The sequence below is a fragment of the Streptomyces sp. NPDC004327 genome (assembly GCF_042873935.1).
GTDB lineage: Bacteria > Actinomycetota > Actinomycetes > Streptomycetales > Streptomycetaceae > Streptomyces.
The window spans coordinates 350,855-371,596 of the sequence record NZ_JBIAME010000006.1 but is presented as its reverse complement, the minus strand read 5'-3'; the positions used below and the strand labels follow the sequence as shown (position 1 = coordinate 371,596).

Genomic DNA, 20,742 nt, shown 5'->3' with positions numbered 1-20,742 from the left:
CTGCTGGGATGACGATCGCTTACGACGCCATCGTGCTCGCGGGAGGCTCGGCCCGGCGGCTCGGCGGGGCCGACAAGCCCGGCGTACGGGTCGGGGGACGCCCCCTGCTCGACCGGGTCCTCTCGGGCTGCCGCGACGCCGGCCGCACCGTGGTCGTCGCCGCGCCCCGGGCCACCGCCCGCCCCGTCGCATGGGCCCGCGAGGACCCGCCCGGCGGCGGCCCCGTCGCCGCGCTCGACGCGGGCCTGCGCCGCCTCGCCGACCCGGCCGCCCCGGAAGAACCGGGCGCGCCGCTCGTCCTCCTCCTCTCCGCCGACCTTCCCTTCTTCGCGCCCGACACCGCCCGGCGGCTGGTGGCCGCGCTCGACGCGGAGCCCGGCGCCGACGCGGCGGTCACCGTCGACGCCGACGGGCGGGAGCAGCCGCTCGTCGCCGTCTACCGGGCCGGGCCGCTGCGGCGGGTCCTCGGCGCTCTCGCCGCCGAGCGCGGCACGCTGACCGGACTGCCGTTGCGCCTGGTCACAGGCGGTCTGACGGTGACCCGTGTGGCCGCCGACGGATCGGGCGACGCTCTGGGAGCGGCCTTCGACTGCGACACCTGGGAGGACATCGCCGCGGCCCGAGCGCGGATCAGGGAGCATGGGCACGTGCTGAACGAATGGATCACCGCGGTCAAGGACGAGCTGGGCATCGACCTGGACGTCGACACGAACGTGCTGCTCGACCTGGCGCGCGACGCCGCGCACGGCGTCGCGCGGCCCGCCGCGCCGCTGACCACGTTCCTGGTCGGGTACGCGGCGGCCCAGGCGGCCGGCGGCAAGGGCGGCCCGGAGGCCGTCGCGGAGGCCGCGCGCAAGGCGGCCGCGCTCGCCCAGCGGTGGGCAGCCGAACAGGACGAGGCCGGATGACCATGACCGACCGCGCATCCGACCGCGCACCCGACGGCGCACCCGACGGCGCCGAGACGCCCGGCGCGGAGCCCCCCGGCGCCGAGACGGCCGGTGCGCGGAGCTCTGACCTCCACCCGCCCGGCACGGAGGGATCCGCCCCCGCCGCCCCCACGTCCGACGACGGTGTCGACGACGCCCTCGCGCTCGTCGGGCGACCTCAGGCGGCTCCCTCGGCCCGCACGGCCTCCCCGGCCCCACAGGACCCTCCCGCCCCCGCCGGGCGTCACCGGGCCACCCCGTGGCCCGAGGCCCGGGCCATTGCCGCGCGGGCCGGGGCCGAGGCGGCGGGTGGGCGGCGGGGCGAGGCCGTGCCGCTGGACGAGGCGCTCGGGCGGGTGCTCGCGGGGGCGCTTGAGGCGCTCACCGATCTGCCGCCGTTCGACACCTCGGCCATGGACGGCTGGGCGGTCGCCGGGCCCGGTCCCTGGCGGATCGAGTCCGAGAACGCCGTTCTCGCCGGGCACGCCCCCGCCGGGGCCCTCGCCGACGGTGACGCCGTGCGGATCGCGACCGGCGGCCGGGTGCCGGCCGGGGCCACCGCCGTGGTCCGCAGCGAACACGCGCGCACCGAGAGCACCAAGAGCAGCAAGAGCACCGAGAGCACCAAGAGCACCGAGAGCACGAAGAGAACCCAGAGCACCAACGGCGCGCACGACACCAACGCCCCCACCCCCGGCCGCCTTCACGCCCTGCGCGACGTCGTTCCCGGTCAGGACATCCGGCCGCGTGGTCAGGAGTGCCGCAGGGGCGACCGGTTGCTGCCCGCCGGGAGCACCGTGACCCCGGCCGTGCTCGGGCTCGCCGCCGCGGCCGGGTACGACGCGTTGACCGTGCACCCGCGGCCGCGGGTCGAGGTGCTCGTGCTCGGGGACGAGCTGCTGGCCGCCGGGCTTCCGCACGAGGGGCTGATCCGGGACGCGCTCGGGCCGCTGCTCGCGCCGTGGCTGCGGGCGCTCGGGGTCGAGGTCGTCGGGACCCGGCGGATCGGCGACGACGCCGAGGCGCTGTACGCGGCGGTCACGGGCTCCGCCGCCGACGTGGTCGTCACCACCGGCGGCACCGCGGCCGGGCCGGTCGACCACGTTCATCCGGTGCTGGCGAAGGCGGGCGCCACCCTGCTCGTCGACGGTGTGAAGGTCCGCCCCGGGCATCCCATGCTGCTGGCCCGGCTCGCGGACGGCCGCCCTCTCGTCGGGCTGCCCGGCAATCCGCTCGCCGCCGTCTCCGGGCTCCTCACGCTGGCCGAGCCGCTGCTGCGCACCCTGGCCGGGCGGCCGGCCCAGGATCCGTACCGGGCGGTCGTGCGCGAGGAGGTGCACGGCCATCCGTACGACACCCGACTCGTCCCCGTCCTGGTGCGCGGTGCCGAGGCCGTGCCGCTGCGCTACAACGGGCCCGCGATGCTCCGGGGCATCGCCACCGCCGACGGCGTGGCCGTGATCCCGCCCGGCGGGGCCCGGCCCGGGCAGTCGCTCGACGTCCTCGATCTGCCCTGGCCGGCCACCGTCGCCGACGCGGCCCCCGACGGAGGGTGTTTCACGTGAAACTTCCCATGCGTGACGCGATGGCCCGCCAGGCCGACGAGCGGGTGGCGGGCGCCCGCGTCCGACTGCCCCGTCGGGTGGTCGAGAAGCCGCTGCAACAGGTCGCCAAACGCCTGCTGATGGCGCTCGGCGTGCTGCTCGCGACCGTCCTCATCGTCTATCTCGACCGGGCCGGCTACCACGACAACGCCGACGAGACGGTCGACTTCCTCGACAGCGTCTACTACGCGACCGTCACGCTCTCCACCACGGGCTACGGTGACATCGTCCCGTACAGCGACTCGGCGCGGCTCGCGAACATCCTGCTGGTCACGCCGCTGCGCGTGCTGTTTCTGATCATCCTGGTCGGAACCACTCTCGAGGTCCTGACGGAACGGACCCGGGAGGAGTTCCGGCGGAACCGCTGGAGGGCAACCTTGCGCGACCACACCGTCATCGTCGGCTTCGGCACCAAGGGGCGCTCGGCGATCCAGACGCTGTGCGCGACCGGGCTGCGCAAGGACCAGATCGTCATCGTCGATCCGGCGACGAAGGTCATCGACGCGGCCAACGCCGACGGGTTCGTCGGCGTGGTCGGTGACGCGACGCGCACCGATGTGCTGCTGCGCGCCGAGGTGCAGAAGGCCCGTCAGATCATCGTCGCCACCCAGCGCGACGACACCGCCGTGCTGGTCACGCTGACGGCCCGCCAGCTCAACAAGGGCGCGAAGATCGTGGCCGCCGTCCGCGAGGAGGAGAACGCGCCGCTGCTGCGCCAGTCCGGCGCCGACGCCGTGATCACCAGCGCCAGCGCCGCCGGCCGGCTGCTCGGGCTCTCCGTCCTCAGCCCCAGCGCGGGCACCGTGATGGAGGACCTCATCCAGCAGGGCTCGGGACTCGATCTCGTGGAAAGGCCGGTGACCAAGGCCGAGGCGGGCAGGAGCGTGCGCGAGACGAAGGACCTGGTGGTGAGCGTGCTGCGCGGCCACCGGCTGCTCGGCTACGACGACCCCGCCGCGAGCCCGCTCCAGCTCACCGACCGGGTCATCACCATCGTGCGCGCCACGCCCGTCACGCCGCTGACCACCCCCGACGAGGACTGAACGCGGCCGGCGGCTGCCGCGGGAGTAGCCTCGCCGCCATGCATGCGATCACGATTCCGGAACCCGGCGGGCCCGAGGCGCTGGTCTGGGCCGAGGTGCCCGACCCCGTCCCCGCCGAGGGCGAGGTCCTCGTCGAGGTGGTGGCGAGCGCCGTCAACCGTGCCGATCTGCTCCAGCGCCAGGGCTTCTACGACCCGCCGCCGGGCAGCTCCCGCTACCCGGGGCTCGAATGCTCCGGGCGGATCGCCGCGCTCGGCCCCGGCGTTTCGGGCTGGTCCGTCGGCGACGAGGTGTGCGCGCTGCTCGTCGGCGGCGGTTATGCGGAGAAGGTCGCCGTGCCGGCGGGGCAGCTGCTGCCCCGCCCGCAGGGCGTGGACCTGGTGACGGCCGCCGCGCTGCCCGAGGTGGCCTGCACCGTCTGGTCGAACGTCTTCATGCTGGCCCACCTGCGGCCCGGCGAGACGCTGCTCGTGCACGGCGGCGCGAGCGGCATCGGCACGATGGCGATCCAGCTGGCCAAGGCGGTCGGCGCCCGGGTCGCGGTGACCGCCGGCAGCGCCGAGAAGCTGGCCCGCTGCGCCGAGCTCGGCGCGGACATCCTCATCGACTACCGCGAGCAGGACTTCGTCGAGGAGCTCCACAAGGCGACGGACGGGGCCGGGGCGGACGTCATCCTGGACATCGTCGGTGCCAAGTACCTGGACCGGAACATCAAGGCCCTCGCGGTCAACGGCCGGCTGGTCGTGATCGGTCTCCAGGGCGGCGTCAAGGGCGAGTTGAACCTGGGCGCCCTGATGGCCAAGCGTGGCGCGGTCCTGGCGACGACCCTGCGCTCCCGCCCGCTGAGCGAGAAGGCGGCGGTGGTGGCCGCCGTCCGCGAGCACGTCTGGCCGCTGGTCGAGGCCGGCACGGTCACCCCGGTCGTGGACCGCACGGTGCCGATGGCGGACGCCGTCGAGGGCCACCGCGCCGTCGAGGCGAGCAGCCACGTCGGCAAGGTGCTGCTCGTCGCGCCCACGGCGTAGTGAGGCGGGCATGACGAGGGCCCGTCGGCCGCGGCGTACACACCGCGGCCGGCGGGCCCCTCAACTCACTGGCCCTGTCTACAGATACGGGCCCGAGCCGACCGCCCGGCCGTGGTGCGGGCCGTGGTCGTCGTCATCGTCGTGCGACGCGCCCGGCGGCAGCGCCCGGCGCATCTGCTCCAACTGGGCGCGGGCCGCCATCTGCTGGGCGAACAGCGCCGTCTGGATGCCGTGGAAGAGTCCTTCGAGCCAGCCGACCAACTGGGCCTGCGCGATGCGCAGTTCCGACTCCGAGGGGATGGCCTCGTCGGTGAACGGCAGGGAGAGCCGCTCCAGTTCCTCGACCAGTTCCGGGGCGAGCCCGTCCTCCAGCTCCTTCACCGAGCTGGCGTGGATCTCCTTGAGCCGAACGCGGCTGGCCTCGTCGAGAGGTGCCGCCCTGACCTCTTCCAGCAGCTGCTTGATCATGCTGCCGATGCGCATGACCTTCGCGGGCTGCTCCACCATTTCCGTCACCGGGACCTCGCGGGGTTCGTCGTCACCCTGAGTGCCGCCGAGTGCCATCCCGTCCTGGCCCACCACGAGGACCTTGGGGCTGCTCTCCTGCGACCTGTCATTCCTCGGCATATCCATGCCGCCATTCTCTCGCACACACGCCTCATCACACGGTGTGCCCCCGGAGGAGGGTGATCCACCCTCCTCCGGGGACAGGACATGTGTCTCAGTGCGCGGCGCGGCGGGCCAGCGCCCCGCGGGAGCGGGTCACCAGGGCCGCGAGGAGCGCGGCGCCGAGCGGTACGAACACCAGGAGCGCGGCGAGCGTCTGCCAGGGCACCACGATCGGCACCTCCGGCGGGCCGTCGGTCACGCCGCCCCAGCCGTTGTCCAGGGCCTCCTGGTAGTACGCCAGCTGCTGGCGCTCGTCGGTGAGCCGCAGGCCCATCGCGGGCAGGACGCCCGCGACCGAGCCGAGCAGCACGCCCATGGCCGCGACCACTCCGCACTGGAAGCCGCTGAGGATGCGCCGCACACGGGGCGGGGCGCCGACCGCGGCGAGCGTCTTCAGGTCGGCCTCGGCGTCGGCCTGGGCGAGGCCGGTGGCGATGCCGGCGGCACCGATGGTGACCAGGCCCGCGAAGATCGTCAGCGCGATCAGCACGATGTCGTACCTGCTGACGTAGCCCTGCTCGACGGTGAGGTCGACGCCGCCGCCGAGCTTGGCGAGCTCGGCGTCGAGCCGCTGCCGCTGCTCCGCGTTCGGCATCCGGTCCGTGCTGAAGTACGTGCCGAGCGGGACCGTGGTGATCCCGGCGGCCTTGGCGGCGGCGGGGCTGAGCAGGCCCTGCATGCCATAGGTCTTCGGCGAGCCGGGCACCTGGTAGGCGGTGAAGGTCTTGACCTCGCCCGGCGTCGGCTTGTTCTGCTCGGAGGCGCGCTGGGCGGCCTCTGAGTCGGTGACCAGCTTGACGCCGACCTTGCCGGCCTTGTCGACCTGCGGCCGGGAGAAGCTGACGTACTTCCCGTCGGCGAGCGCCTGGACGGCGCCCGGGTCGGTGATGCCGAGGACCTTGAGCAGCGCGGCGTCGGCGATCAGCAGGGAGCCCGGCGTCGAGACGGAGCCGCCGTCCTCGCCCGTGGCGCAGCGCCAGTCCTTGGCGAGCGCGTGCCGCTGTTCCTTGGTGAACCTCGACGCCGGGTCGGTGCCGTCGGCGGAGGCCGTCCACAGCGGGCACTGGTTGGCGGCCGGGATGACGATCTCGTACTGGCCGCAGCCCTTGCTGGCGTCCCAGGTGGAGCAGCCGGTCCGGCCGACGGAGATCCGGGAGACGTCGGCGCGCAGGTCGACGGGGAGCGTGCGCAGCACGGCGTCCCGGGCCGCGGCCGCGTCGCGTCCGCCGTCCTCGCCGGTGAGCACCCGCACGGCGCCGTAGGGCAGGCTGGGGTGGTACCCGGCCTCGTTCTGGGCGTCGTTGCTCGCCGCGTACGTGGAGACGGCGACGGTGCCGGCGACGGCGGCCAGGACGGCGGCGACGGCGGGCGCCGTACGGCCCCGGTTGCGCACGGCGTCGCGCAGCGCGAGCCGCGGCGACAGCGGCAGCCAGCGGCCGGTGCGGCCGAAGAGGCCCACCAGGGCCGGGGTCATGGCGACCACGCCCAGCTCGGCGATCGCGGAGCCGCCCGCGACGATGATGAACGAGTCGGTGACGACCGAGCCGTACAGGGCGATCACGGCGCCGATCAGCAGCGCGGCGAGGCCGAGCAGGGGCAGCACCCGGCTGCTCTTGCGCACGCCACGGCGGCCGGTGAGGGAGGCCAGGACGGTCTCGCGGGAGGCGGTGATCGCCGGGACGATCGCCGAGAGCAGTCCGGTGAGGACGGCCAGCGCGCCGATCGCGAGGATTTCGAGCGGCCGGACGGTGAAGCTGCCGAAGCGCTGGCCCAGGTACTCCTCCAGGTACGGCCGGAGCGCGAAGGTCAGGATCACCGCGAGGACCGTGCCGACGACGGCCGCGGCGACGCCGATGACCAGTCCGCCGCTGAGCACGATGGCCCGGATGTGGCTGCGGGCACCGCCGTTGGCGCCGACCAGGCCGAGCTGGCGGCGGGAGCGGCGGGCGCCGACGGCGAACGCGGGGCCGGCGAGCAGGCAGATCTCCAGCATCGCGAGACCGACGACGGTGCCGGCGGCGGCGAGCGCGGCGGCCTTGGCGGCCGTGCTCTCCTCGTACGCGCCCCAGCCCTCGCGCTGGTAGAGCGGCACCTCGGCGTCCGGCGGCGGGTTCAGCACCACGGCACGCGAAACGACCTGCACGCCCTTGGTGTTGATCTCCTTGACCATGTTCCACGTGAAACCACCGGAGGCCGCCCCGGGCATCCGCACCAGAAACGAGCCGGAGTAACCGGGCGCCGGCAGACCGGACTTCTCGACGGCCGCGCCGTACGGCTTCAGGAAGGCGCCCGGCAGGGCGTTGATCTGCTCCTGCTTGAGGTCGCTGGGCAGCTCGTACTCACCGGTGATCGTGTACGAGCGGTCGAAACCGCGCGCGGAGAGCGTGGAGCCGAGCCGCAGTCCGCTGGACTCCAGGAAGCTCGTGGTCACGGCGACCTCGTCGGCCTTCTCCGGGAAGCGGCCCGCACGCAGCCGCATGATGCCCTTGGCGACCGGGTCGGCGGCCTTCAGTTCGCGGACGTCGGTGGTCAGCAGGCCGTAGGCGGTGGTGAGTTTGGCGCTGCCGGAGGTGTCGGTGAGGACCGTCGCACCGGCCGGGATGGTCTTGCGGACGTCGGTCGGGCCGTCGGGCCAGGGCTTGTCGCCCTTCGAGTAGTCCTCGACCGTGGTGCTCTGGTCGCCCTTCGGGTCCTGCACGATCGGCGTGCCGTCGGTCAGGGCGTCGCTGAAGCGGGCGTCGGCGGCGCCGATGTCGCGCTCCAGCTTCTGCCCGGGGGTGAGTTCGGCGCTGCGGAACGTCAGCGAGAAGGCGCTCACGCCCAGGATCGGCAGCGCGATCATCGCGAGGACGAGGAAGCTGCGGCCCTTGGAACGCCAGGCGTCACGGCGGGCGATCCGGATCGCGGCCCGCCAGGAGTGGAACAGGTTCGTCACCGCTGCCCCGCCCGGCCGCTCAGGAGCGAGTCGGCCTCGCTGCGCACGGTCTGGTCGACGACGGCGCCGTCCCGCAGGAACACCACGCGGTCGGCCCAGGCGGCGAAGCGCGGCTCATGGGTGACGAGGATGCCGGCGGCACCCGCGTCGCAGCGGGAGCGCAGCAGGGCGAGCACGGACTCGCCGGTCTCGGAGTCGAGGGCGCCGGTGGGCTCGTCGGCGAGGACGAGGCGGCGGTCGCCGACCAGGGCGCGGGCGATGGCCACGCGCTGCTGCTGGCCGCCGGACATCTCGTCGGGGAAGCGGTCGGCGAGATGTCCGAGTTCCATCTCCGCCAGGGCGGCGAGCGCCTCGGTGCGCGCCTTGCGGGCGGAGACGCCGTCCAGCTCGCGGGGCAGGGCCACGTTCTCGGCGGCGGTGAGCGCCGGTATGAGGTTGTAGTCCTGGAAGACGTAGCCGATGCTGCGGCGGCGCAGTGCGGCGAGCTCCTTGCGGCCGGCGGTGGTGATGTCGGTGTCCTCGACGATCACCTGTCCCGAGGTGGGGGTGTCCAGGCCGCCGGCGATGGTCAGCAGGGTGGACTTGCCGGAGCCGGACGGGCCCATGACGGCGACGAGTTCACCCGGGTAGACGTCGAGGTCGATGCCGCGCAGGGCGTGTACCTCGGTGGCGCCGGAACCGTGCACGCGGGTCAGGTTCTGCAGGCGCAGCACGGGCTGTGGCTGTTGCTGTACGGACATGGGAGATCCCCCTCGGGGTACGCCTCGGACGGCCGCGTGACGGGCGGCCGTTGGCGGAGCCGGGCGTACGGTCTGGGTCTGGTCTGGTCTGGTCTGGTCTGGGTCTGTTCTGGACTCGTCTGGGACGAGGTACTGCTCTGGGACGAGGTACCGCTCTGGGACGTGGTACCGCTGTGCGACGAGGTACAGCCCTGGGACGGGCCGCTCGGGTACCGCTCCGCGGCGAGGTGCGGCCGGGGAGCCGAAGGTGCGGGTGGCTCAGCGCCGGGTGGCGGAGCCGGTGCGGGGCCGGGTCTGTGGAGCCGGCGGTGACGGTGTCGCCTCCGGTGTCGCGGCCGCGGCGGCCGAGAGGCGGATCAGCCGGGACTCGCAGTGGTCGAGCCAGCGCGCCTCCGCCTCGGTCTGGAAGATCAGCTGCTCCAGGACGAGCAGCCAGGCGACGTCGTCGCGGGCCCGGGCCCCGTTCTTCTCGACGGCGCTGATGGCCTGCGCCTTGAGCCGGGTGTAGTCCTGCATGGCCTGCACCGTGTGCCGGCGCTGGGACTGGATGACGTCGCGGATGTCGACCCCGGGTGCGCCGACGGCCATGGCGAGCTTGATGGACAGCTCGTCACGGGCCGGGCTGGTCCGGTCCACGGGCCGCTCGAACCAGGTGTGCAGCTCGGCGCGTCCGTCGTCGGTGATCGCGTAGAGCGCGTGCCCTGCCTCGTCCTCGCCGTCCTGCACGACCATGCCGTCCCGTTCGAGCCGGCTGAGCGTCGTGTAGACCTGGCCCACGTTCAACGGCCAGGTGGAGCCGGTGCGGGACTCGAACTCCGTGCGGAGCTGGGAGCCGTAACGCGGGCCGTATTCGAGGAGGGCGAGGAGCCCGTGGCGGATCGACATACTCAGTATGTATACCGAGTATGTCGTCGCTGCCAAGCGCCCTGAGACGGATGCGCCGGGTCCGACTCAAGGGGGACCCGGGCCGGTTCGGGTCCCTGGCGGAGCCGTCAGCGGCGGCGCATCCGCAGCCCCAGGAAGCCGATCCCGAGCCCCACCAGGGCGAGCCCGACGCCCAGCGTGAGCACGGGAATCCGCCGGTCGGAGAGGGACGCGGCGGCCTCGGCGCCGATCCGCGCCGCGGGTGCCGGGTCGGCCGCGGGCGTGGTCCGCGCGGCCGGGACGTCCGGCTCGGGGACGGCCTCGGCGGTGTCCTCGGACTCCGCGGCGGGCTCCTCCTCTGTTGCCGTTTTGGTACGAGCGGGGGGCGCCGGATCCGTCGGCGTGGGCGACTCGGGCGCGGCGGCGGGCCGCCCGGGATGTTCCCGGCCCTCCCCCGCCGGGCGCCCGGCGAGCGAGGCGGTCCCGTTGGGCGCGGGCGGCTCGGAGGGTTCGGCGGGATCCGCGGAATCGGCGGGCTTCGCGGAATCGGACGGCTCGGCCGGCTCGGACGGCTCGTCCGGATCGGGCGGGTCCGGCGGACCGGGCCGGCCGGAGCCCGTACTCCCGGCGCCGGAACCGCTCGGTGCGGGCGCGGGGGAGACGGTCGCGGAGGGCCGGGCGGAGACGCCGGTGGGCGAGGGCGGTCGCGGGGCGCGGGTGGCGGCCGGCGCCGTGGCCGACGGCGCCGAGGGGGCCGCGGAGGCCGGTGCCGAGACCGCGGGCGTGGCCGCGGCGCCGTACGCCGCCGTGGCCGGCGCCGGGACTGCCGCCGGGGCCGCCGCAGCGGCCGCGCAGGGCGCCCACGCCGTGAAACAGCAGGCGAGGACGGGTGCGAGCACCCGTGTCCTCGTCGCGCGGAGTTCTGGAGCCACCGGGTGACCCCCTCCCGTACCGAGCCCGTACCGAGCCGCCGAGTCGTTCGACTCAGCGTCACATGGCGGGACGGACCCGGCACCCGGGATGGTCCGCCCGGGGAGCCCCGGGGAGCCCGGGGCTACTGCTGCGGGTTGCCCGTCGACACCTGGAAGGTGAACTCGGCGTCGTCCTTGGCGATCTCCGTGCCCTGGCGCGGATACTGGGTGATGACGGTGCCCTGCCCGTACGTCGCCTCGTCGACCGACGACTCGGCCTTGACCTTCCAGCCCGCGGCCTGGATGCAGTCCTTCACCGACTGGATGTTCTTGTAGGTGAAGTCCGGGACCTCGAACTTGTTCGGGTCGGAGTCCGACTCGCTCGGCTCCGTGCACTTCTTGGTATCGATGGTCTTGGTGAGGTCCGGACCCTTGTGGCCGGGCGCGCTGCTGGCGCTCTGGCTCGGGTCGCCGCCGCCGCCCGCGTTGTCGTCCGAGTTCCGGTTCATGACCGTGATGCCCACGATCACGCCGACGACGGCCAGGAGGCCGATCGCGCCGATCAGGATCTTGTTCATGCCGTTCTGCCCGCCGCCGCCGCTCACCGGCGCCGGCTGCTGCACGGTGTACGGCCCGGGCGTGGGCGCGGGGGCCTGCGTCTGGAAGGCCGGGGGCGGGGTCTGGTAGGCCGGGGCCTGCTGCGGATAGCCGTACGAGGGCGCGGGCGCCGGCGTCGGCACGCCGTACGGGCCGGGCTGCGGGGTGGGCATCGGCGCCTGGTACGGGCTCTGCACGCCGTGCGTGGCCGGCGGCGGGGTCTGGCCGACCGGCGGGAAGACCGCCGAGCCGACGCCCGCACCGCTCTGCACCGGGCCGCCCGCGACGATCACCGGCGCGCCGGTCTGCCCGGCGGAGAGCACCCGCAGGCACTCGTCGCGCATGACGGCGGCGCTCGGGAAGCGCTCGTTCGGGTTCTTCTTCAGCGCGCGGGCGACGAGCGCGTCCATCGCCGGCGTCACCGAGCGGTTGACGGAGGAGGGCGCGACCGGCTCCTCCTGGACGTGCGCGTAGGCGATGGCCAGCGGCGAGTCCGCGTCGAAGGGCAGCCGGCCGGTGAGCAGCTGGAAGAGCATGATGCCGACCGAGTAGAGGTCGGAGCGGGCGTCGACGGCGCGGCCCAGGGCCTGCTCGGGGGAGAGGTACTGCGGGGTGCCGACGACCATGCCGGTCTGGGTCATGGAGGTGACGCCGGACTGCATGGCGCGGGCGATGCCGAAGTCCATGACCTTGACGACGCCGCGCTTGGTCATCATCACGTTGCCGGGCTTGATGTCGCGGTGGACCAGGCCCATCTCGTGGCTGACCTCGAGGGCCGCGAGCACGTCGGCGGTCACCTTCAGCGCCTTGTCGGCGGGCATCGCGCCGTAGCCCTGCACGTCCGCGGCGAGCACCGAGCCGAGCGGCTGGCCCTCCACGTACTCCATGACGATGTACGGCATCACGGCGCCGTCGAGGGTGTCCTCGCCGGTGTCGAAGACCGAGACGATGTTGGTGTGCGACAACTTGGCAACAGCCTGCGCCTCACGCCGGAACCGTTCGCGGAAGGACTGTTCGCGCCCGAGCTCGGTGTGAAGCGTCTTGATCGCGACCTGGCGGTCGAGGGCGCTGTCGTACGCCAGGTACACCGACGCCATGCCGCCCTCACCGAGCAGGTCACGCAGTTGGTAGCGGCCACCCGCGACCGAACCGCCGGCATAGCGGCCCTGTGCGCCGTCCTGGCTCATCTGTGCTTCCCCCTACGCGCGCGCGGCGGCAATGATCGGAATTTCTCGGCCAAGTCTGCCCGAGGGCAGTGACACGTCAAGCCGCGCACCGGTTCGGTGCCCGTTCCGTGACCCTCCGCACAGCGACGGGCACCGGCCGTTCCGGAAGCGCGACCGGAAGCGTGACCGGAAGCATGAGAAGAACACCATCGGATTTGCACAGGTGTACGTGTGTGGAGTGGGATGGCCGGTCCAGCACGGACCGTGATGTCGTACGGAGCCTGTAGCGTGACGACTGGACACGGCACGAGAGACGACGGCGAGGACTGATGGCACCCGAATCCGGAGCAGGCGGCGGTGTGCCGGACGCCTCGGCCGAGTCCTGGGGTTTCGGCGGCGTCGTGGGAGACGGCCGCTACCGTCTGACGCACCGTCTGGGCCGCGGCGGCATGGCCGAGGTGTTCGCGGCGGAGGACGTACGGCTCGGGCGCACGGTCGCCGTGAAGCTGCTGCGTCCCGACCTGGCCGAGGACCCGGTCTCCAAGGCGCGCTTCACGCGTGAGGCGCAGTCGGTCGCCGGACTCAACCACCACGCGATCGTCGCCGTGTACGACTCCGGCGAGGACGTCGTCGGCGACAAGCACGTGCCGTACATCGTGATGGAGCTGGTCGAGGGCCGCACCATCCGCGACCTGCTGATCAGCGCCGAGGCGCCCGGTCCCGAGCAGGCCCTGATCATCGTCTCCGGCGTCCTGGAGGCGCTCGCCTACTCCCACCAGCACGGCATCGTGCACCGGGACATCAAGCCGGCGAACGTGATCATCACGGACAACGGCGCCGTCAAGGTCATGGACTTCGGCATCGCCCGCGCCCTGCACGGCGCGTCGACGACGATGACCCAGACCGGCATGGTCATGGGCACGCCGCAGTACCTCTCCCCCGAACAGGCGCTCGGCAAGGCCGTCGACCACCGCTCCGACCTGTACGCGACGGGCTGCCTGCTCTACGAACTGCTGGCGCTGCGGCCGCCGTTCACCGGCGAGACCCCGCTGTCGGTGGTCTACCAGCACGTCCAGGACACGCCGATCCCGCCCTCCGACGTGGCCCAGGCCGCGCCGCCGGAGCTGGACGGCCTGGTCATGCGCTCGCTCGCGAAGGATCCGGACGACCGCTTCCAGAGCGCCGAGGAGATGCGCGGCCTGATCCAGTACGGGCTGCAGATGCTCCAGGACCAGGGCGGGCACACCGGCCGCTGGAACACCGGCCCGGTCGAGATGTACGACGGCGGGCACACCCCGCCCGGCGGCCACTCGCCGGTCGGCGCGACGGCCGTGATGGGCATGGGGCATCCCCTGCACCACGACACCGCGCAGGGCCCGATCCTGCCGCCGATGAACCCGGACGACGGCGCCGCCGGCGGTTACGGGGGCTACGACAGCGGCTCCGGCGGCTACGGAGGCACCGGCGGCTACGGGCCGGACGGCGGCGCGTACGGCGCGCAGGGCGGCAAGGGCGGGCGCGGCAAGGTCGTGCTGTTCCTGGCGCTCGCGCTGGTCGCGATGGTCGCGGGCGTCGTCTACGCCATCGACGCGGCCGGCAAGAAGGACGACGGCGGCAACACCAAGCAGCCCGCGGTCACCGACTCGCCGTCCACGAAGGACGAGTCGCCCCCGCCGTCCGACGAGCCGTCGGACGACTCGTCGACCCCCGACGACTCGTCGTCGGGCGGTGGCAACGACCAGCCGTGGACGCCGCCGACCAGGCACTCGTACCGGCCGACGACTCCGCCGCCGACGACGCAGGAGCCGTCGACGGACCCGACGGACACCTCGGACGGCGGCACGTCGACGGGCACCTCGGACGGCGGCACGTCGACCGGGACCACGGACGGCGGCACCTCCACGGGCACCACGGACGGCGGCACGTCGACCGGCACCACGGACGGCGGCACGTCGACGGGGACGACCACCGGGACCTCGGCCGGCAGCACGGGCACCACGACCGGATCGACCGCCGGCAGCACCGCCGGCACCGGCGCCACGCCCTGACCTGCCGCACGACCGCTCAGCCCGCGAAGGCGTCGCGCACCGCCTCGTACTCGCGGGTCCACCACACCACCAGGGCCGACACCGCCGGGAACAGCGGGTCGGCCCTGCGGTCGTGCAGCTGGTAGCGCCAGCGCAGCGTCCAGAAGTCGTTGAGCCGCTCCCACCAGACCCGGTCGACCGCGGCGGCCAGCTCGGCGCGGTCCGCGCCCGCCGCCCGCCGGTAGGCCCGCGCGTACGCCCGCACCTTGTCCAGGGCCAGCTCGCCGCCCGGCCGCACGAAGAAGATCGCGGCGGCCCGGACGGCCTCCTCGGCGCGCGGCCGCACGCCGAGCCCGTCCCAGTCGACGATCGCGGCCGGCTCGGCGCCCCGGTAGAGCAGGTTGAAGGGGTGGAAGTCGCCGTGCACCCAGCCGGTCGCGGCGGCGGCCGGCGGGCGGCGGTGGGCGTGGGCGGCGAGCAGCACCCGGCGTTCGCGCAGCCGGTGCTCGGCCAGCTCGTCGAAGCCGTCGCGGGGCCGGCGGGCGCGGACCAGCCGCAGCAGCTCGTCGATCAGCCGGAAGGTGTCCTCGGGGCGGGCGCTCTCGTGGCCGGCGTCGGCGGCGGGAGAGGGGGCCGGCGGCTCCATGACCCGGTCGAGGCAGGTGTGGACGTGCCCGAGGAGGGTGCCGAGGCGGCGCGAGCCGGCGGTGGTCAGCTGGGCACCGTCGCGGTGCCGGCCGTCGATCCAGGGGTGCAGGGCGTAGCAGTGGCCGCCGATGACGGCGACGGTGCGGCCGGTGGCGTCGGGCAGCGGCGGGGCGACGGGCAGGCCGAGGGCGTGCAGGCGCTGGGTGGCCCCGTGCTGGCGGACGATGGTGTCCCGGTCGGCGGTGCGGGCGTCCAGGTGCTGTTTGAGGAAGTAGCGGCCGCGGGTGGTGGCGAGCCGGTAGCCCCGGTTCAGTAAGCCCTGGGCGACCGGTTCACAGGACAGCGGTTCGCCCGCGTCCGTGTAGCGGCGCAGCAGGGGGCCGACCGGGGGGTGCGGGGGCGCGGAGGGGCGCGAGGCAGCGGAGCGGGATGCAGATGAGCGCAACACTCCGCAGATGTTAGATCACGCTGTGTGGTGGATTTCCTCGGTCGAACGGCCGAGCGAGTGCACCGTGACGAACCGGGGCTCGATCCGCATGAAGACCGGGTCGAAGGGCTCGCCGTCCACGCTGCGCGGGTCCGGCCCGAAGGCCGCCAGCTGCCCCTCGGTCGGCTCGACGATCCCCGCGGTGCCGGTGAACTGCACCGACCACAGCTCCGCCGCGCCGGAGTTGAGGTTGTCCGCCCCGTAGGCCACGACGCTGCCGTTGCAGGCCCGGTGGTAGCCGAGGCCCCGGTGCAGCCGGATCAGGACGTCGCCGCCGTCCACGAGGTGCCGGGCGGGCGCCACGAACGGCATCGCGCGCATGCTCGTGGCCACCCGCCCGTACGGCACGCGGGTCAGCAGCTCGATGGCGCGGAGCTCGTCGGTGGGCATGCCTCCCACTCTCGGCCACCGCCACCGGGTCGGGAAAGGGGCCCTCGCCCCGGTCCGGAGGGGACGTTGGTCCCGAAAACGTCAGTGGCTGCGCTCGGCCTGCATCCGCGCCACGTACGCCGCGGCCTGCGAGCGCCGCTCCATGCCCAGCTTCGACAGCAGGCTGGAGACGTAGTTCTTGATGGTCTTCTCCGCGAGGTGGAGCCGCTCGCCGATGGCCCGGTTGGTCAGGCCCTCGCCGATCAGATCGAGGATCCTGCGCTCCTGCTCGGTGAGATTGGCGAGCCGGTCGTCGCCCTTGCGGCCGTTGCCGTCGCGCAGCCGTTCCAGGACCCGGGCGGTGGCCACCGGGTCGAGCAGCGACTTGCCGTCGGCGACGTCACGGACCGCATTCAGGAGCTCGTTGCCGCGAATGGCCTTCAGGACATATCCCGAGGCCCCGGCCATGATCGCGTCGAAAAGGGCCTCGTCGTCCGCGTACGAGGTCAGCATCAGGCACTTGATCGAATCGTCCGCGGAGCGGATCTCACGGCACACCTCGACGCCGCTGCCGTCCGGCAGGCGCACGTCGAGCACGGCGACGTCGGGGCGGACCGCGGGGATCCGGACCAGCGCGTCGGCGGCTGTTCCGGCCTCGCCGACGACCTCGATGTCGGACTCCACGGAGAGCAACTCATGGACGCCGCGCCGTACGACTTCATGGTCGTCCAGCAGAAATACCGTGATTTTTCCTTCTTCGCGCACGGGGTCAGTCTCACATATTGGCTCTTCCCGCGCCCGGGGTGCCCGGGATAACCTCCCGGGTGTTCCGACGACGGCGTCGGGCCCGTTGTCCACGCCCTGACCAGCGGAGAGTTCCCCTTTTCTCGATTTACTTGGAAATCCAAGCAAAATCGCAGGTCAAGTGGGGTTTCGCGGAAATGTCGCGGTGTGGGTAACGTGCCTATGACGGCGCTCACCGGGACACCTGTCACGCCCGACCCGGCCGCGTCGCACCCACCCCGTGCGAAGGCACGGACAAGGCGGAGCCGCACTGGCTTCCCGGTAACCCCGGGCGCCGGACCGACGGAGGAGCACGCACGTGACCGTGGAGAGCACTGCCGCGCGCAAGACGACGCGCAGCAGCGGCACCAAGCGCACCGCAAGCAGCGCCACCAAGAAGACGACAGCGAAGCCGGCCGCCAAGGCCACCCAGGCGCCGCAGCAGCCCCAGGAGCCGGAGCTCATCCAGCTGCTGACGCCCGAGGGCGAGCGCGTCCACCACCCCGACTACGACGTCGACCTGACCGCCGAGGAACTGCGCGGTCTCTACCGCGACATGGTCCTCAGCCGTCGCTTCGACGCCGAGGCCACCGCGCTGCAGCGGCAGGGCGAGCTGGGCCTGTGGGCCTCGCTGCTCGGCCAGGAGGCCGCCCAGATCGGCTCCGGCCGCGCGCTGCGGGACGACGACTACGTCTTCCCCACCTACCGCGAGCACGGCGTCGCCTGGTGCCGCGGGGTCGACCCCACCAACCTCCTCGGCATGTTCCGCGGTGTGAACAACGGTGGCTGGGACCCCAGCAGCAACAACTTCCACCTGTACACGATCGTGCTCGGCTCGCAGACCCTGCACGCCACCGGCTACGCCATGGGCATCGCCAAGGACGGCGCGGACTCCGCCGTGATCGCGTACTTCGGCGACGGCGCCTCCAGCCAGGGCGACGTCAACGAGTCGTTCGTCTTCTCCGCGGTCTACAACGCCCCGGTCGTGTTCTTCTGTCAGAACAACCAGTGGGCCATCTCCGAGCCCATCGAGAAGCAGACCCGCGTCCCGCTCTACCAGCGCGCCCGCGGCTTCGGCTTCCCCGGCGTCCGGGTCGACGGCAACGACGTCCTGGCCTGCCTGGCGGTCACCCGCGCCGCCCTGGAGCGCGCCCGCCGCGGCGAGGGCCCGACCCTCATCGAGGCGTACACCTACCGGATGGCCGCCCACACCACCTCCGACGACCCGACCCGCTACCGCCGCGACGCGGAGCGCGAGGCGTGGGAGGCCAAGGACCCGATCCTGCGCCTCAAGGCGTACCTGGAGAACGAGGGCCACGCCGACGCGGCCTTCTTCGAGGAGCTGGAGACCGAGAGCGAGACCCTCGGCAAGCACGTCCGCGAGGTCGTCCGCGCCATGCCCGTCCCGGACCACATGGCGATGTTCGACAACGTGTACGCGGACGGGCACGCGCTCGTCGACGAGGAGCGCGCGCAGTTCGCCGCGTACCAGGCGTCCTTCGAGGGCGGAGAGGCCGAGTAATCATGGCTGTTCAGAAGCTTCCTCTCGCGAAGGCGCTCAACGAGTCCCTGCGCAAGGCCCTGGAGACCGACCCCAAGGTCCTCGTCATGGGCCTGGACGTCGGCAAGCTCGGCGGTGTCTTCCGGATCACCGACGGCCTGCAGAAGGACTTCGGCGAGGACCGGGTCATCGACACCCCGCTCGCCGAGTCCGGCATCGTCGGCACCGCGATCGGCCTCGCGCTGCGCGGCTACCGGCCGGTCGTGGAGATCCAGTTCGACGGCTTCGTCTTCCCGGCGTACGACCAGATCGTCACCCAGCTGGCGAAGATGCGGGCCCGGTCGCTCGGCACGGTGAAGATGCCGGTCGTCATCCGCATCCCGTACGGCGGTGGCATCGGCGCCGTCGAGCACCACTCCGAGTCCCCCGAGTCGCTCTTCGCGCACGTCGCGGGCCTCAAGGTCGTCACCCCGGCGAACTCCTCCGACGCCTACTGGATGCTCCAGCAGGCGATCCAGAGCGACGACCCGGTCATCTTCTTCGAGCCCAAGCGCCGCTACTGGGACAAGGGCGACGTCGACGTCGACGCCATCCCGGGCGAGCTGCACAAGGCCCGGGTCGCCCGCGAGGGCACGGACCTGACGCTCGCCGCGTACGGCCCGATGGTGAAGACCTGCCTGGAGGCCGCCGCGGCCGCCGCCGAGGAGGGCAAGTCGGTCGAGGTCCTGGACCTGCGCTCGATCTCCCCGCTCGACTTCGACACGATCCAGGCGTCGGTCGAGAAGACCGGCCGGCTGGTCGTGGTCCACGAGGCCCCGGTCTTCTTCGGCTCCGGCGCGGAGATCGCCGCCCGCATCACCGAGCGCTGCTTCTACCACCTGGAGGCCCCCGTCCTGCGGGTCGGCGGCTACCACGCGCCGTATCCGCCGGCGCGCCTGGAGGAGGAGTACCTGCCGGGTCTGGACCGCGTGCTCGACGCCGTCGACCGCTCGCTGGCGTTCTGAGGAGAGCACGATGACGATCCGCGAATTCAAGATGCCCGACGTGGGCGAGGGCCTCACCGAGGCCGAGATCCTCAAGTGGTACGTCCAGCCGGGTGACGCGGTCACCGACGGCCAGGTCGTGATCGAGGTCGAGACCGCGAAGGCCGCCGTCGAGCTCCCGATCCCGTTCGACGGCACCGTGGACGAGCTGCGCTTCCCCGAGGGCACCACGGTCGCCGTCGGCGAGGTCATCATCACGGTGAACGTGGGCGGCGGCGCCGAGCCCGAGGCGCCGGCAGCGCCGGCCGTGGCCGCGGCGCCCGCGCAGGAGCCGGTCGCCGAGCCGGCCGCCGAGGAGCCGGCGGCCGAGGGCCGTCAGCCGGTCCTGGTCGGCTACGGCGTGTCCGCCTCGTCCACCAAGCGCCGCGCGCGCAAGACGACGACGCCGGCTCCCGTGGCCGCGGCACCCGTCGCCGTCACCGTCCCCGAGCAGCTGAACGGCCACGGCCCCGCCGCCGGCGACCGCCCGCTGGCCAAGCCGCCGGTGCGCAAGCTCGCCAAGGACCTCGGCGTCGACCTGGCGTCGGTCACCCCGACCGGCCCGGACGGCGTCATCACCCGCGAGGACGTGCACCGCGCCGCGGCCCCGGCCCCGGCGGCTCCGGTGACCGAGGCCCCGGTCGTGGCCCCGGCGGCCGCGCCGGCCCCGGTGGCGGCTCCGGTCGCCGCGTCCCTGGACGCCCGCGAGACCCGTGTCCCGATCAAGGGCGTACGCAAGGCCACGGCGGCGGCGATGGTCGGCTCGGCCTTCACCGCCCCGCACGTCACCGAGTTCATCACCTTCGACATCACGCGCACGATGAAGCTGGTCGAGGAGCTCAAGTCCGACAAGGACATGGCGGGCCTGCGGGTCAATCCGCTCCTGCTCATCGCCAAGGCCGTCCTGGTCGCCGTGAAGCGCAACCCGGACATCAACGCGGCCTGGGACGAGGCGAGCCAGGAGATCGTGCTCAAGCACTACGTCAACCTGGGCATCGCCGCGGCCACCCCGCGCGGTCTGATCGTGCCGAACATCAAGGACGCGCACGCCCAGACCCTGCCGGAGCTGTCGAAGTCCCTGAGCGAGCTGGTCGCCACCGCCCGCGAGGGCAAGACCACCCCGGCGGCCATGCAGGGCGGCACCTTCACCATCACCAACGTCGGCGTCTTCGGCGTCGACACCGGTACGCCCATCCTCAACCCGGGCGAGTCCGCGATCCTCGCGGTCGGCGCGATCAAGCTCCAGCCCTGGGTCCACAAGGGCAAGGTGAAGCCCCGCCAGGTCACCACCCTGGCACTGTCCTTCGACCACCGCCTGGTCGACGGCGAACTCGGCTCCAAGTTCCTCGCCGACGTCGCCGCGATCCTGGAGGAGCCGAAGCGGCTGATCACCTGGGCGTGAAGCCGCCCGGGTGCGAAACC

General features: G+C 73.1%; 17 protein-coding genes. 8 read left to right on the top strand and 9 right to left on the bottom strand.

Going from position 1 to position 20,742, the window contains the following annotated elements; all coding sequences use genetic code 11:
- Positions 1-8 precede the first annotated feature (8 nt).
- From ACFYU9_RS22420 to ACFYU9_RS22405, 4 genes are read left to right on the top strand one after another with little or no spacing between them, the layout of a single operon-like run.
- Positions 9-908: an NTP transferase domain-containing protein gene (locus ACFYU9_RS22420; RefSeq protein ID WP_389210877.1), complete on the top strand. Its 900-nt coding sequence runs from the start codon at positions 9-11 to the stop codon at positions 906-908.
- Positions 909-910: 2 nt separating this feature from the next.
- Positions 911-2,494 carry a molybdopterin molybdotransferase MoeA gene (locus tag ACFYU9_RS22415; protein WP_389345912.1) on the top strand — a complete coding sequence of 528 codons (1,584 nt, stop codon included), beginning with the start codon at positions 911-913 and terminating at the stop codon, positions 2,492-2,494.
- The gene (locus ACFYU9_RS22410; protein WP_389345794.1) at positions 2,491-3,576 is read left to right on the top strand and encodes a potassium channel family protein; all 1,086 of its coding nucleotides are present in this window, start codon (positions 2,491-2,493) and stop codon (positions 3,574-3,576) included. Before ACFYU9_RS22415 ends, ACFYU9_RS22410 begins: the two co-directional genes overlap by 4 nt.
- Positions 3,577-3,614: 38 nt before the next feature.
- Positions 3,615-4,601, top strand: coding sequence for an NAD(P)H-quinone oxidoreductase (locus tag ACFYU9_RS22405; protein WP_389210883.1), 987 nt, complete (start codon positions 3,615-3,617; stop codon positions 4,599-4,601).
- Positions 4,602-4,679: 78 nt separating this feature from the next.
- Here the strand turns inward: ACFYU9_RS22405 and ACFYU9_RS22400 are convergent, their stop codons facing one another.
- The 6 genes from ACFYU9_RS22400 to ACFYU9_RS22375 form a co-directional block, all read right to left on the bottom strand.
- Complete coding sequence (locus ACFYU9_RS22400) at positions 4,680-5,234, bottom strand: bacterial proteasome activator family protein (RefSeq protein WP_389210886.1); 555 nt, start codon at positions 5,232-5,234, stop codon at positions 4,680-4,682.
- Positions 5,235-5,322: 88 nt separating this feature from the next.
- Positions 5,323-8,205 carry an FtsX-like permease family protein gene (locus ACFYU9_RS22395; protein WP_389345793.1) on the bottom strand — a complete coding sequence of 961 codons (2,883 nt, stop codon included), beginning with the start codon at positions 8,203-8,205 and terminating at the stop codon, positions 5,323-5,325.
- The gene (locus ACFYU9_RS22390; protein WP_389345792.1) at positions 8,202-8,945 is read right to left on the bottom strand and encodes an ABC transporter ATP-binding protein; all 744 of its coding nucleotides are present in this window, start codon (positions 8,943-8,945) and stop codon (positions 8,202-8,204) included. Before ACFYU9_RS22390 ends, ACFYU9_RS22395 begins: the two co-directional genes overlap by 4 nt.
- A gap of 258 nt (positions 8,946-9,203) precedes the next feature.
- A complete protein-coding gene (locus ACFYU9_RS22385) occupies positions 9,204-9,830 on the bottom strand; it encodes a PadR family transcriptional regulator (protein WP_389345791.1) in 627 nt (208 codons plus the stop codon).
- A 107-nt stretch (positions 9,831-9,937) separates the two neighbouring features.
- Complete coding sequence (locus tag ACFYU9_RS22380; protein ID WP_389345790.1) at positions 9,938-10,741, bottom strand: hypothetical protein; 804 nt, start codon at positions 10,739-10,741, stop codon at positions 9,938-9,940.
- Between the two features lie 122 nt (positions 10,742-10,863).
- Positions 10,864-12,504 carry a protein kinase gene (locus ACFYU9_RS22375; RefSeq protein ID WP_389345789.1) on the bottom strand — a complete coding sequence of 547 codons (1,641 nt, stop codon included), beginning with the start codon at positions 12,502-12,504 and terminating at the stop codon, positions 10,864-10,866.
- Between the two features lie 308 nt (positions 12,505-12,812).
- On the opposite strand from ACFYU9_RS22375, the gene ACFYU9_RS22370 reads away from it, so the two are divergent.
- Positions 12,813-14,531 (top strand): protein kinase, encoded by a 1,719-nt coding sequence (locus tag ACFYU9_RS22370; protein ID WP_389210899.1) that lies wholly within the window; start codon positions 12,813-12,815, stop codon positions 14,529-14,531.
- A 16-nt stretch (positions 14,532-14,547) separates the two neighbouring features.
- Here ACFYU9_RS22370 and ACFYU9_RS22365 read toward each other — a convergent pair whose 3' ends face one another.
- From ACFYU9_RS22365 to ACFYU9_RS22355, 3 genes are all read right to left on the bottom strand, one after another.
- Positions 14,548-15,606 (bottom strand): phosphotransferase, encoded by a 1,059-nt coding sequence (locus ACFYU9_RS22365; RefSeq protein ID WP_389210901.1) that lies wholly within the window; start codon positions 15,604-15,606, stop codon positions 14,548-14,550.
- Positions 15,607-15,621: 15 nt separating this feature from the next.
- Complete coding sequence (locus ACFYU9_RS22360; RefSeq protein ID WP_389345788.1) at positions 15,622-16,035, bottom strand: pyridoxamine 5'-phosphate oxidase family protein; 414 nt, start codon at positions 16,033-16,035, stop codon at positions 15,622-15,624.
- Positions 16,036-16,116: 81 nt separating this feature from the next.
- Positions 16,117-16,779 carry a response regulator gene (locus ACFYU9_RS22355; protein ID WP_389210905.1) on the bottom strand — a complete coding sequence of 221 codons (663 nt, stop codon included), beginning with the start codon at positions 16,777-16,779 and terminating at the stop codon, positions 16,117-16,119.
- A gap of 337 nt (positions 16,780-17,116) precedes the next feature.
- Here ACFYU9_RS22355 and pdhA point away from each other — a divergent pair, with 337 nt between their 5' ends.
- Genes pdhA through ACFYU9_RS22340 form a run of 3 tightly spaced genes read left to right on the top strand, consistent with a single transcriptional unit; the run spans position 17,117 to position 20,722 of the window.
- On the top strand, positions 17,117-18,319 hold the full coding sequence (pdhA, locus tag ACFYU9_RS22350) for a pyruvate dehydrogenase (acetyl-transferring) E1 component subunit alpha (RefSeq protein WP_389210907.1): 1,203 nt from the start codon (positions 17,117-17,119) through the stop codon (positions 18,317-18,319).
- A gap of 2 nt (positions 18,320-18,321) precedes the next feature.
- On the top strand, positions 18,322-19,302 hold the full coding sequence (locus tag ACFYU9_RS22345) for an alpha-ketoacid dehydrogenase subunit beta (RefSeq protein WP_389210908.1): 981 nt from the start codon (positions 18,322-18,324) through the stop codon (positions 19,300-19,302).
- Positions 19,303-19,312: 10 nt separating this feature from the next.
- Positions 19,313-20,722, top strand: a complete 1,410-nt coding sequence (locus ACFYU9_RS22340) for a dihydrolipoamide acetyltransferase family protein (protein ID WP_389345787.1) — start codon at positions 19,313-19,315, stop codon at positions 20,720-20,722.
- Positions 20,723-20,742: the final 20 nt, after the last annotated feature.